Raw genomic sequence first — 11,907 nt, forward strand, 5'->3', positions numbered from 1 at the left:
GTCAACGTTCAAGCGGTATGCGGACAAGATCGTCCGCGTGTTTCGACCGGACCCATGTCAGGTTTTCGATCCTGTCGTGGTCGGATGGCGCCTTCCATCGATCCTTGTCGTCGATAAAGCCGTGATCCTGCAAATCCCGGGCTAGGCTTGCATGGTCAAGCTCTCCCCAACTGAGGTGGTTCGAGGAGGTTGCGCCCTTTTCCACCCAATTCGCCGCAAGCGCGTCGATGATGACCGGGTCGCGCCCGATCATGCCGCTGATCTGGGCAGCAATGGATTCATGGGCCTTGTTGTCGCGGCGCAGGATGAAGGCGATCTTCTTTGACGGTTCGGCCACCATGCCCGCAATGTGAAAGGCAGAACTGTCGACGCCCACGATATGGGTCGCCGATTTGTAGAAGCGCAACTGCTCCTGAAGGTCCATCTTTTCAGGATGCATGATCGTATAGCCCTGATCCATCATATTGCGTTCGATGGTCTTTTCATACAAGACGCCGCCGCGGCCGTTGAACCTCGTGCGTGAAACATAAATCTTGCGCGGCGGGTCCGAGGGCAGTGCCTGTGCCATGCGCGTCATGGTCGCGCGGAACTCTGGTGTTCCTTCGGCGATCCTGCCCAAGCCGAAGCCTTGGCCCGGGACCAGCAATTCCTCGACCATGATCGGCTTTTGAACGATCCTCTCCTTTGCCGTCAGGCCAAGAAGGCTCCAGAACTTTGCCTGATAGCTTTGGAAGGCCGACAGCTTGTCATGCTTCGGAACGAAAAGAACGCTGTCGATGCCCGCGTGATCGAAGGCCCAGCACCGCGCCATGGTTTCCGTCATGAAATGACCGAAATGCCCATAATAAAGCCCGCCCCACAGGTGTCGCCCCGGTAAAAAATCTGCAGGTTCCCTGGCTGCGTCCACGGGACGCGTCATGCGGATGCCGCCTCGCCAGGTCGAGGCGTGCAACACATCCTGGCCCGTGGCGGTCACAACCCCGCAGGGTGGGCGACCCGTGCTTTCTTGCGGAGGAAAAACCCAGGCATTTCTTACGGTGACGATTTCTCGTGACCAGCCAGAGCCGGGAAGGGGTTCGCTCATCGCTTGTCCTTGCTTGCAGGGCAGATGCCACCCTTCGCCTTAAAGGTGTATTAACCCCTTACCCTGGACGATTAAAGCAGGAACCTTGCAAGGACCGTCAGACCCACTCCCACGGGCGCGTAAATTCCCCCAGCCTTGCCTTGACCGCCCCTTCGTCCGTCCCGGCCTCGCGGGTCAGTCGTGCCACCAGCCCGCGCTTCTTGTCCTCGACCACCTCGGCCACATGGGCGCCGGTGCCGGACAAGGCCGCGTCATAGACGCGCTTGATGGCAAGGCGGCGCAGGTCGGGCTTGAAGATCTTGCCCACGGCCGTTTTCGGCAGTTCGGGCAGGATCTCGACGTGCTTGGGGATGGCGGCACGTTCGTGGATATGGGTCTTGGCGTGGTCCCGCAACTCGGCCTCGGTGACGGAAGCGCCTGCGACCAGTTCCACATAAACGCAGGGCAGTTCGCCCGCAAAGCTGTCGGGCTGGCCGATGGCGCCGGCGAATGCCACGGCGGGGTGGGAGAGCATCGCCTCCTCGATCTCGGCGGGGTCGATGTTGTGGCCGCCGCGGATGATGAGATCCTTGGCCCGCCCGGTGATCCACAGGTAGCCATCCGCGTCCAGCCGGCCCAGGTCGCCGGTGCGCAGATAGATGTCGTCGGCGAACAGGTCGTGGTTCTTGTCGGCCTCGGTATAGGTCGAACCGGGGAAGACGCCGGGACTGGCGACGCAGATTTCCCCCACCACGTCGGTCGGGCATTCATGGACGCGGCCCCCGTCGTCGTGGTTGAGGATGCGGACCTGGGTATAGGGCAGGGGGATGCCCACGGAACCCACCTTTTTCATGCCGTCCACCGGATTGCAGCTGACCAGGCAGGTGGCCTCGGTCAGGCCATAGCCTTCGGCGATCTCGACCCCGGTGGCGGACTTGAAGCGGTTGTAAAGCTCGATCGGAAGGGGGGCCGATCCCGAAATAGCGGTCTTCAGCGATGACACGTCGGCATTGACCGGGCGCTGCATCAGCGCGGAAATCGCGGTCGGCACGGTGATCAGGAAGGTCGCCTGCCAGCGTTCGATCAGTTTCCAGAAATTATCGAACACGCCCTCGCCCCGGTATCCGGCAGGGGTGGGCATCACCACATGGGCACCGGAGGCGATGCAGGACATCAGCACCGGATAGGCGGCAAAGACATGGAACATCGGCAGCGGGCACATCAGCACGTCGGTTTCGTCGAACAGCAGCGACCCGCCCAGCCAGCCGTTATAGATCATGCCGGAATACTTGTGCTGGGCCACCTTGGGCGTGCCGGTGGTGCCGCCGGTGTGGAAATAAGCCGCGACCCGGTCCCGCTGCACGTCGTCGAAGTCCAGGCGCGTGTGCCTTTCGGCGCTTGTCGCGGCCTCGAAGTTCAGAACCTTGGCCTTGTGGCGGCGCTTCACGCGCGGGCGGATAAACGGCACGATGTATCGCTTGATGCCGCGCAGATGGCGGTTCAGGTCCACCTCGATCACATGGGTGACGCCGGGGGCATTGGCCACGGCCTCGGCCGCCTTTTGCGCAACATCGGTTTTCGGGAACGCGCGCAGAGTCACCAGCACCTTGGCCCGGGTTTCGCGCAAGATGCCCGCGATCTGCTGGGCGTCCAGCAGGGGATTGATCGGGTTGACGATCCCCGCCGTGGCGCCCGCCAGCAGGACCACCGGGGTTTCGATGCTGTTGGGCAGCAGATAGGCGACCGTGTCGGACGGGCCGATGCCCAGCTTGCGCAGCAGGTTGGCGGTTTCCGTTACGCGTTCCAGAAGTTCCCGCCAGGTCAGGGTCGTCGCATGGTCCCCAGCCCCGGACAGAAGCTGAAAGCTGATCGCGGGCCGGTCGGGAAAGCGTTCGGCGGTGCGGGTCAGAAAGCCATGGATCGTGACCGGCAATCCCCGCGCCTGATACGGCATTTCCACCTGCAAGGCGTTGCGGTCGTCATAGTTGCGAAAACGCGTCATCCGTCCCTCTCCCCTTCGGGATCACCCTCCTGATCCCGCCTTTTGTCCTAGAATGGGCCATCGGCGGGAAAAGGGGCAAGGGTCTTGACGGCCATGCGGCGCGGGACGCGGCGTCAGACGTATCCGACACCGCGTCAGGGGACTCAGCCCTGCGGGATGCGCAGGGTCTGGCCAGGATAAATCTTGTCGGGATCGGAAAGCATCGGGCGGTTCGCCTCGAAGATGGTGTTGTATTTGCCGGCACTGCCCAGATAGGCCTTGGCGATGGCCGACAGGGTTTCGCCCTTCTTGACGGTATGAAAGACCGGGGCTTGCCCGGCTTCCGGCCCCGCCTCGGGCAGGTCCGCCTCGACCTTGGCGATGCCCTCAATGTTGCCGACGGCAAGCACCAGCTTTTCCAGGGTTTCGCGGTCAGCGCCCTTGCTGTCGATCTTGACGGTGTCGCCGCGCAGCGTCAGATGCACGTCGTCCTTGTCCAGGTTCAACGCCTTCAACTCTGCCTTGAGCGCGGCGACCTTGCGGGCCGTGTCGGGATCAGGGGCAGGCTTTGCGGCGGTGGCGCCAGGCTGCGGGGTCGATTTGGGTTCGGCCGCTTCAGCCTTGCCGAAGACGGATTTTCCAGCATCCTTGACGAAATCCCAGATGGCCATGCAAGCGTCCTTTCATTGGGTCCAAGCGCGATCTGGTGGAAAACGTCCGTTTGCCGGAACCGTTCCCTCTGGTCATTTTCCGCTGTCCGCCCATATTTCAACCGTGCATTGTTAAATTATTAATTTTTTCACCCTCAGGATGCTATTGCCTCAAAAGGTGAGAACGATGACTCATTCCCTTCGACTTGCAGCCGCGATGCTGTCTTGCGTGATCGTGGCGGGCTGCGCCCAGCCGGTGCGCGATGTCAGCAACGGCGGCGACGATCCCCATGCCATGCAACTGATGCCCGCGGGCAAGGCGACCTGCCTGGCCACCAGTTCGGGCCAGAACAGCCATGGCGCGGCAGTCACCAGTGCGGTGCGGCGCAATGCGGGCCTGCCGCCCGTGCAGCCCAGTTCGGTGCTGGCGCAAGTCGCCGCCCGGCACGCCTGCGACATGGCGCAGCGCGGCCGCATGACCCATATCGGCAGCAAGACCAGCGGTCCCGGTCCGCGCGTCAAGGCCGCAGGCTATGCGCCGATGGTCACGGCCGAAAACATCGCCGCCGGTCCCTTTTCGCAGGTACGTGTGCTGGCAGAGTGGAACGCCTCGGGGGGGCACATGGCGAACATGCTGATCCCGCAGGTGCGCGATTACGGCATCGGCCAGGCCATAGGGCCGGATGGAAAGACCCGGTTCTGGGCGGCGGTCTATGCCGCGCCCCGGTGATCCTGTCGGCTGATCAGGCGGGTTCCGGCAGGACGGCCATGTCGGTGAACTGCATCCGCGCCAGCCGGGCGTAAAGCCCGCCTTCGGCCACCAGGGCATCATGCGTGCCCTGGGCGACGATGCGGCCACCGTCAAAGACGACAATGCGGTCGGCCTTCTTCACCGTCGCAAGGCGGTGCGCCACTACGACCGTGGTGCGGCCCTGGGACAGTCGGTGGACGGCAGCCTGGACCAGGGATTCGGATTCCGCATCCAGCGCGCTTGTGGCTTCGTCCAGCAGCAGCAATGGCGCGTCGCGCAGGATGGCGCGGGCAAGGGCGATTCGCTGGCGCTGACCGCCCGACAGCATCACGCCGCGCTCGCCCAAGGGGGTGTCGTAGCCCTGGGGCAGGGTACTGATGAAGTCGTGGGCATGGGCCGCGCGGGCGGCATCCTCGACTTCGGCGGGCGAGGCGCCGGGGCGGCCCAGGCGGATGTTTTCCAGGGCGCTCGTCGCAAAGATCACCGGATCCTGCGGGACCAGGGCCATGGCCTGCCGGAAATCCCCCCGGGCCATGTCGCGCAAGTCGATGCCGTCCAGCGTGACGCGCCCCCCCGCCGGATCCCAGAACCGCTGGATCAACTGGATCACCGTGGTCTTGCCTGCGCCCGACGGCCCGACAAGGGCCACGGTTTCGCCCGGGCGGATGGTCAGGCTGACCCCTTCCAGGGCCGAGACATCGGGCCGAGTGGGATAATGGAAGCTGACATCCTCCAGCACGATATGGCCGCGCACCGGGCGGGGCAGGGGCACGGGGTGGGCGGGATCGGTCAGCGCATCCTCGGCGGCCAGCAATTCGCCCAGGCGTTCGGTGGCGCCCGCCGCCCGTTGCAGTTCGCCCCAGATTTCCGACAAGGCGCCCGTCGATCCCGCGACCAGGATCGCATAGATCACGAACTGCACCAGTTGGCCCGCTGTCATCACGCCCGTCTGCACGTCGCGCGCGCCGACCCACAGCACGCCGATCACACCCGCGAAGATCAGGAAGATCACGATGGCCGTCATCACCGCCCGCGTGCGGATCCGCGTCAGCGCCACGTCGAAGGACCGTTCGGTCACATCGTCAAAGCGCGCGATGCTGCGGCCCTCATGCGTATAGGCCTGCACCGTTTGCGCGGCCAGCAGCGTTTCGGACGCCGCCCCCGAGGATGCGGCGATCCAGTCCTGGCCCACGCGCGACAATCCACGCAGGCGGCGGCCCAGCACGATGATCGGCACCAGGATCACCGGAATGATCAGCAGCACCAGCCCCATCAGCTTCAACGAGGTGAAGGCCAGCATCGCCAGCCCCCCCGCCAGGATGATCATGTTGCGCAGCGCGATGGACAGGGACGACCCGATCACCGACTGGATCAGCGTTGTGTCGGTGGTGATGCGCGACAGGATCTCGCCCGTCATCACGCGTTCAAAGAATGCCGGCGACAGGGTGATCACGCGCGCAAAGACCGCCTTGCGGATATCGGCCACCACACGTTCGCCCAGGCGTGTCACGAAGTAATAGCGGGTCGCCGTGCCAAGGGCGAGCGCCGCCACGATCAGCAGCGCCGCGCCGAAATATTCGTCCAGCAGCCCCGCGCCGTCGTCGAAATTGTCCACCACCCGGCGCGCGGCCAGGGGCAGGATCAGGCTGATGGCCGATGTCGCGGCAAGCGCGATCAACGCCAGCACCACCTGCACGCGGTAAGGGCGCAGGAACGGACCCAGTGCGCGCAGGGCGCCCACGCGCTTGCTGGTGGGCCGGTCGGAAGTGATCGTCGTGCGGCGTGCCATGTCTGCCTTGTCCGGTCGATGTGCGCCCCAGGGGTTTAGGGGTTGGCAGCCCTCAGGACAAGCGCGGGGCGCCGGGGATAAGACTTCCGTCCCCAAGCTGGTCGGCGATCCGGTCCACGGCATGGGCCAGTTTTTCGTCGATGATGTGCAGGTATTGCGTCCAGTCCGACAGATGCTGCAATTCGGCCACGCCGTCCGAAATGCCCCGCAATCCGATCAGCGGAACCCCGAAATGCTGGGCTGCGCGCAGATGTGCAAAGGTTTCCATGTCCACCATGTCCTCGGCGATATCGTCATAGGCCGGGCCGCTGACGACATTGGCGCCGGTGGACAGGGTGGCGCGCGCGATCCCCTGGACCCGGTGGGGCAAATCGACGCGGATCGGCAGATCCAGCAGCGGCGTGCGCCCCTTTTCGAAACCCAGGGCCGATGCGTCCATGTCGCGATAGGCGACGGCGGTGACCTGGTACACCTCGGCCTGTTCCAGCCGCGCCGAACCCGCCGACCCCAGCGAGACGATCAGCCGGGGCAGGGGCGTCATCCCCGCCAGGGCGGCGGTCAACTGCACCGCGCCCTCGACCGGGCCGATGCCGGTGATCAGCGGGTCGATCCGGGTGCGCAGGGCGGGACCGTATTCGGCCTCGGCCGCCATGACGAACAGGACGGGGATGCCCGCGATGGGGGTGGGGGTGTTTGGCATGGAACCTCTCGTGCAGTCATGGCAGGGGTGGCACGCGGGGCGCTGGATGGTCAAGCATTGGGCCTTGCGGGGCGGCAGGCAACCATGGCAAGGGCGCGCCATGGGCAAGGTCAGCGATCTTTATCACCGGCGCGTTGCGGAGGGGCGGATTACGCCCGATGCCGCGCAGCAATCGGTGTTGCCGCATCTGGACCGGGTTCTGGACGACATCGCGGCCCTGCCCGCGCCGGAAAAGCGGTCGGCTTGGCGTGCCTTTCTGGGCGTGGGCAGCCCGCCACCGACCCCTGCGCCCCGGGGCCTTTACCTGTGGGGCGGGGTCGGGCGCGGCAAGTCGATGCTGATGGACCTGATGGCCGAGGCGGCGACCGTCCCGGTGCGGCGGGTGCATTTCCACCAATTCATGCAGGAAATCCAGGCCGGGCTGAACCGTGCCCGTCAGAGGGGCGACCAGGACACCGTGCGTCCTGTGGCCCTGGACGTTGCGGCCACCGTCCGCCTTTTGTGCTTTGACGAAATGCAGATCACCGACATCGCGGATGCGATGATCGTGGGGCGGCTGTTCCAGGTCTTGCTGGAACAGGGGGTGGTGATCGTCACCACATCGAACCGGGTGCCCGAGGATCTGTACAAGCACGGGCTGAACCGGCAGCTTTTCCTGCCTTTCATCGACCTGATCCGCCAGCGGATGGAGGTCGTGTGCCTGGACAGCGCCGTAGACCACCGGCAGGGGCGGGTGGCGGGCAGCCCCGTGTGGTTCTGTCCGGCGGATGCGGCGGCAAAGGCCGCGATGGACGCGATCTGGGACGATCTGACCGGGGGTGTTGCGGGCCAGCCGCTTCGGATCGAGGTCGGCGGACGCAGCTTTGTCCTGCCCTTGTTTGCAGATGGTGCTGGCCGGTCGGGCTTCTGGGATCTGTGCGGCAAGCCGCTGGGTCCGGCGGACTATCTGGCCCTGTCGCGCAAGGTGTCCGTGCTGATGATCGACGGCATTCCCCGCCTGTCGGCCTCCAACTACAACGAGGCCAAGCGGTTCGTGACACTGATCGACGCATTGTACGAGGCCAAGGTGCGGCTGATGGCCAGCGGCGCCGACCAGCCCGAGCAATTGTACAACGAAGGCGAGGGCAGCTTCGAATTCGAGCGCACCGCCAGCCGGTTGCGGGAAATGCAGGATGCGGGCTGGGGACGGGACGCAGGCTGATCAGCCGTTTTCGCGAAGAACCCGCCCTGCCAGATACAGCGACCCGCAGATCAGGATCCGCGCCTTGGGATCGCGGCTGACAACGCGCGCGATGGCGTCGGCAGCATCCGCAGCGGTTGCTGCGATTATGCCGACATCTTGCGCCACCCCGGCGGTCGTGGCGGCGGGCAGGGTGTTCGGTTCGCCGGGAATGTCGATGGCGACCAAGGAACGGGCATGGGCGGCCAGAGGCCGAAGATAGCCCGCGATGTCCTTGGTGTTCAGCATCCCGCAGACCAGATGGGTCGGGCGGGGCGGCATGGCGGCCAGGGTCGCGGCCACGGCCTCGCCCCCCGCCGGGTTGTGGCCACCGTCCAGCCACAGTTCGGCCTGCAGGCCTGCCAGGTCGACCAGCGGGCCATGGCGAAGGCGCTGCATCCGGGCGGGCCATTCGGCCTGCGTGACCGCCGCGCGGGCCTGGGCCTCGGTCGCGCCCAGGTGGCGCAAGGCGGCAAGGGCGGTCCCGGCGTTCTGGATCTGGTGCGGGCCGATCAGGTTCGGCAGAGGCAGATCCCACAGCCCGTGATCGTCCTGGTAGACCATGCCGTCGCGGTCGCGCGCGATCATCCAGTGCTGGCCATGGGCAAAGACCGGTGCGGTCAGGCCCGAGGCCTTGGCCTCGATCACGCGCAGGGCATCCTCATCCTGGGGGCCGACGATCACGGGGACGCCGCGCTTGATGATCCCCGCCTTTTCGCCTGCGATCAACGGCAGCGTGTCGCCCAGGTATTGCGTGTGGTCGATGCTGACGGGGGTAATGACGCTCAGGCGGGGACTGTCGATCACGTTGGTCGCGTCCAGCCTGCCGCCAAGGCCGACCTCCAGCAAGGTATAGTCGGCGGGCGTGCGGGAGAAGGCGAGGAAAGCGGCGGCCGTGGTGATCTCGAAGAAGGTGATCGGCTGGCCGTCGTTCGCGGCCTCGCATTCTTCCAGCGTGGCCGCAAGGTCGGATTCAGCAATCAGATCGCCCGCCAGCCGAATGCGTTCATGGAAGCGCGCCAGATGCGGCGAGGTATAGGCATGGACCCGCGCGCCCCCTGCCTGAAGCCCGGCACGGATCATGGCCTGGGTGCTGCCCTTGCCATTGGTGCCCGCGATGTGGATCACCGGCGGGATGCGGCGTTCGGGGTTGCCCAGGGCCCCCAGCAGCCGGTGCATCCGGTCCAGCGACAGGTCGATGACCTTGGGGTGGAGCGACATCAGGCGGTCAAGGATGGCATCGGAATGGTTCATGGCGGCACAAGCCGGGGGCCAGCCCCCGGACCCCCGGGATATTTGGGTGAAGAAGAAGCCTATTCGGCAGGCGCGGGTTCGGGCTGGGCCGGCTCGACGGCAGGCGAAGGCAGGTCGGCGCGGGTCGGTGCGGACAGCCCGCCCACCATGCGCAGGATCGAGACCAGTTCGTCGCGCAACTGCTTGCGATGCGTCACCCGGTCCAGCATCCCGTGTTCCAGCAGGTATTCGGCACGCTGGAAACCTTCGGGCAGTTTCTCGCGGATGGTTTGTTCAATGACGCGAGGACCGGCGAAGCAGATCAGGGCGTTCGGTTCGGCGATCTGGATGTCGCCCAGCATCGCATAGCTGGCGGTGACGCCGCCCGTGGTCGGGTGGGTCAGCACGACGATATAGGGCAAGCCCGCTTCGCGCAGCATTTCAACGGCGACGGTGGTGCGGGGCATCTGCATCAGGGACAGGATGCCTTCCTGCATCCGCGCGCCGCCTGCGGCGGAAAACAGCACCAGCGGGCGCTTTGTCTTTACCGCGCGTTCGGCGGCGGCGATGATGGCGTTGCCCACATACATTCCCATCGACCCGCCCATGAAGCTGAAGTCCTGGGCAGCGGCGATGATGGGGGTGCGGCCGATTTCCCCTTCGGCGACCAGCATGGCTTCCTTTTCGCCGGTGGCCTTCTGCGCCGCCTTCATGCGGTCGGGGTATTTCTTTTGGTCGCGGAACTGCAGCGGGTCGGCGATGGGTTCGGGCACCTTTACTTCCAGGAAGGCGCCGCCGTCGAACAGCGCGGTGAAACGGTCGCGCGGGCTGATCGCCAGGTGGTGGTCGCAGTTCGTGCAGACGTTCAGGTTGTCCGACAATTCGCGGTGGAACAGCATCGTTCCGCATTCGGGGCATTTCGTCCACAGGTTCTCGGGCACCTCGCGGCGCGAGAACAGCGAATTGATACGCGGACGGACATAGTTGGTGATCCAGTTCATTCGCGGGCGGCCCCTGCTGTTTTCAAGCCCCCGAGATAGGCCGCGACGGGGGGAATTGCAATTGCCGTGGCGGGCGGGAATGATGCGCCCTATGTGGGCCTCGTTCCTTGTCATGCTGCATACGACGGTCACGCTGGCCCTGATCGCGCGCGTCCTGATCCGCCCGCGGCTGGATCCGTCGGTGCGGCTGGCCTGGATCATGGTGATCGAGGCGCTGCCGGTGGTCGGCATCCTGTCCTATATCCTGTTCGGCGAGGTTCGCATGAACCAGGCCGAGGTCCAGCGCATGGCCGATGTGCGCGACCGGCTGACGAACCTGCGCATCCCGAACCCCGCCGTGATCGCGGAACCCCCCCATTTTGCCCAGCCCGTGGTCGCGGCCAATGCCGCGGTGGGGGGTATGTCGGCCTTGAACGGCAACCGCATCCACCTGCTGGAAGAAAGCGACGATGCCATCGACCGGTTGGTCGACGCGATCGAGCGGGCCACCGATCATGTCCATATCCTGTTCTATATCTGGCTGCCCGACCATTCGGGGCAAAAGATGGCCCATGCCGTGGCCCGTGCCGCGCAACGCGGCGTCGAATGCCGGGTGATCGTCGATGCCCTGGGGTCGCGGCTGCTGGTCCGGTCCGCGCTGTGGACCCAGATGCAGGAGGCGGGCGCCGAATGCGTCACCGCCTTTCCCTGGGGGCTGCCCTTCATCAGCGTGCTGTTTCGCAGGCTGGATCTGCGCAACCACCGCAAGATCCTGGTGGTGGACAACCGCATGGCCTTTTCGGGCAGCCGCAACTGTGCGGACATGGCATTCGCCATCAAGCCGCGCTTCGCTCCTTGGGTCGATATCGTGATGTCGGTCGAAGGACCCGTGGTGCGGCAGTTCCAGTCGGTCTTTCTGGGCGACTGGATGAGCTATACCGGCAAGGATCTGGGCGATATGCTGCAGCCTGTGGAACCCGTCGCCGATCCGGGCGAGATCGCGCAGGTCATTCCCACCGGGCCAGACCGGCGGCAGGGGTCGATTTCCGATTGCCTGACGGGGATGCTGCACACTGCGCGCGACCGGGTGACGATCACCACACCCTATTACGTGCCCGACGTGGCCCTGGATGCCGCGATCCGCGCTGCCGCCCGGCGCGGGGTCGAGGTCACGATGATCCTGCCCGCTCGCAACGATTCCATTGTCGTCGGCGCGACCAGCCAGGGGTTCTATTATGGCCTATTGTCGGCAGGGGCGCGGATCCTGCTGTTCCAGGACGGGTTGCTGCATTCCAAGATCTTGACCGTGGACGGCCGCATGGGCATGGTCGGCAGCGCCAACCTGGACCGCCGCAGCTTCGAGCTGAACTACGAGGTGAACATGGCCGTCTTTGACCATGAATTCGTCGAGGAACTGGATGCGCGGCAAGGCAGCTATGCCGAACGGTCGCGCGAGATCACGCTGGACGAGGTGCGCAACTGGTCCGTCTTCCGCCGTTTGCGCAACAACCTGCTGGCCTTGGCATCGCCGTTATTGTGAG

Annotated in this window: 10 protein-coding genes; 3 read left to right on the top strand and 7 right to left on the bottom strand. The window is 65.3% G+C overall.

Annotation, left to right across the window (positions count from 1 at the left end; all coding sequences use genetic code 11):
* Window position 1: 1 nt before the first annotated feature.
* From Q5701_RS00135 to lysM, 3 genes are all read right to left on the bottom strand, one after another.
* Window positions 2–1,084, bottom strand: a complete 1,083-nt coding sequence (locus Q5701_RS00135; RefSeq protein ID WP_306753175.1) for a glycosyltransferase family 61 protein — start codon at window positions 1,082–1,084, stop codon at window positions 2–4.
* Between the two features lie 97 nt (window positions 1,085–1,181).
* Window positions 1,182–3,065, bottom strand: coding sequence for an acyl-CoA synthetase (locus tag Q5701_RS00140; RefSeq protein ID WP_306753176.1), 1,884 nt, complete (start codon window positions 3,063–3,065; stop codon window positions 1,182–1,184).
* A gap of 143 nt (window positions 3,066–3,208) precedes the next feature.
* Entirely contained in the window at window positions 3,209–3,715 is a 507-nt protein-coding gene (gene lysM, locus Q5701_RS00145; RefSeq protein WP_306753177.1) for a peptidoglycan-binding protein LysM, read from the bottom strand.
* A 166-nt stretch (window positions 3,716–3,881) separates the two neighbouring features.
* On the opposite strand from lysM, the gene Q5701_RS00150 reads away from it, so the two are divergent.
* Complete coding sequence (locus Q5701_RS00150; protein ID WP_306753178.1) at window positions 3,882–4,424, top strand: CAP domain-containing protein; 543 nt, start codon at window positions 3,882–3,884, stop codon at window positions 4,422–4,424.
* A gap of 13 nt (window positions 4,425–4,437) precedes the next feature.
* On the opposite strand, the gene Q5701_RS00155 is transcribed toward Q5701_RS00150, so the two are convergent.
* Together Q5701_RS00155 and Q5701_RS00160 are read right to left on the bottom strand one after the other, a co-directional pair.
* Complete coding sequence (locus Q5701_RS00155; RefSeq protein WP_306753179.1) at window positions 4,438–6,234, bottom strand: ABC transporter transmembrane domain-containing protein; 1,797 nt, start codon at window positions 6,232–6,234, stop codon at window positions 4,438–4,440.
* 52 nt (window positions 6,235–6,286) lie between these two features.
* On the bottom strand, window positions 6,287–6,934 hold the full coding sequence (locus Q5701_RS00160) for a 5'-methylthioadenosine/S-adenosylhomocysteine nucleosidase (RefSeq protein ID WP_306753180.1): 648 nt from the start codon (window positions 6,932–6,934) through the stop codon (window positions 6,287–6,289).
* Window positions 6,935–7,034: 100 nt separating this feature from the next.
* Between Q5701_RS00160 and zapE the strand changes: the two genes are divergently transcribed.
* Window positions 7,035–8,135: a cell division protein ZapE gene (zapE, locus tag Q5701_RS00165; protein WP_306753181.1), complete on the top strand. Its 1,101-nt coding sequence runs from the start codon at window positions 7,035–7,037 to the stop codon at window positions 8,133–8,135.
* Here the strand turns inward: zapE and Q5701_RS00170 are convergent, their stop codons facing one another.
* Together Q5701_RS00170 and accD are read right to left on the bottom strand one after the other, a co-directional pair.
* Entirely contained in the window at window positions 8,136–9,407 is a 1,272-nt protein-coding gene (locus Q5701_RS00170) for a bifunctional folylpolyglutamate synthase/dihydrofolate synthase (protein ID WP_306753182.1), read from the bottom strand.
* A gap of 59 nt (window positions 9,408–9,466) precedes the next feature.
* Window positions 9,467–10,387 (bottom strand): acetyl-CoA carboxylase, carboxyltransferase subunit beta, encoded by a 921-nt coding sequence (gene accD, locus Q5701_RS00175; protein ID WP_306753183.1) that lies wholly within the window; start codon window positions 10,385–10,387, stop codon window positions 9,467–9,469.
* A gap of 112 nt (window positions 10,388–10,499) precedes the next feature.
* Here accD and cls point away from each other — a divergent pair, with 112 nt between their 5' ends.
* The gene (gene cls / locus Q5701_RS00180; protein WP_306753184.1) at window positions 10,500–11,906 is read left to right on the top strand and encodes a cardiolipin synthase; all 1,407 of its coding nucleotides are present in this window, start codon (window positions 10,500–10,502) and stop codon (window positions 11,904–11,906) included.
* The last annotated feature ends 1 nt before the right edge of the window (window position 11,907 follow it).

Origin of the sequence: Paracoccus actinidiae (genome assembly GCF_030863885.1) — a bacterium.
Classification (GTDB): Bacteria; Pseudomonadota; Alphaproteobacteria; order Rhodobacterales; family Rhodobacteraceae; genus Paracoccus; species Paracoccus everestensis.

Coding starts and splice junctions, on each gene's coding strand:
- Q5701_RS00135 (WP_306753175.1), bottom strand. CDS start 1,084: ATGAGCGAACCCCTTCCCGGCTCTGGCTGGTCACGAGAAATCGTCACC.
- Q5701_RS00140 (WP_306753176.1), bottom strand. CDS start 3,065: ATGACGCGTTTTCGCAACTATGACGACCGCAACGCCTTGCAGGTGGAA.
- lysM (WP_306753177.1), bottom strand. CDS start 3,715: ATGGCCATCTGGGATTTCGTCAAGGATGCTGGAAAATCCGTCTTCGGC.
- Q5701_RS00150 (WP_306753178.1), top strand. CDS start 3,882: ATGACTCATTCCCTTCGACTTGCAGCCGCGATGCTGTCTTGCGTGATC.
- Q5701_RS00155 (WP_306753179.1), bottom strand. CDS start 6,234: ATGGCACGCCGCACGACGATCACTTCCGACCGGCCCACCAGCAAGCGC.
- Q5701_RS00160 (WP_306753180.1), bottom strand. CDS start 6,934: ATGCCAAACACCCCCACCCCCATCGCGGGCATCCCCGTCCTGTTCGTC.
- zapE (WP_306753181.1), top strand. CDS start 7,035: ATGGGCAAGGTCAGCGATCTTTATCACCGGCGCGTTGCGGAGGGGCGG.
- Q5701_RS00170 (WP_306753182.1), bottom strand. CDS start 9,407: ATGAACCATTCCGATGCCATCCTTGACCGCCTGATGTCGCTCCACCCC.
- accD (WP_306753183.1), bottom strand. CDS start 10,387: ATGAACTGGATCACCAACTATGTCCGTCCGCGTATCAATTCGCTGTTC.
- cls (WP_306753184.1), top strand. CDS start 10,500: ATGCTGCATACGACGGTCACGCTGGCCCTGATCGCGCGCGTCCTGATC.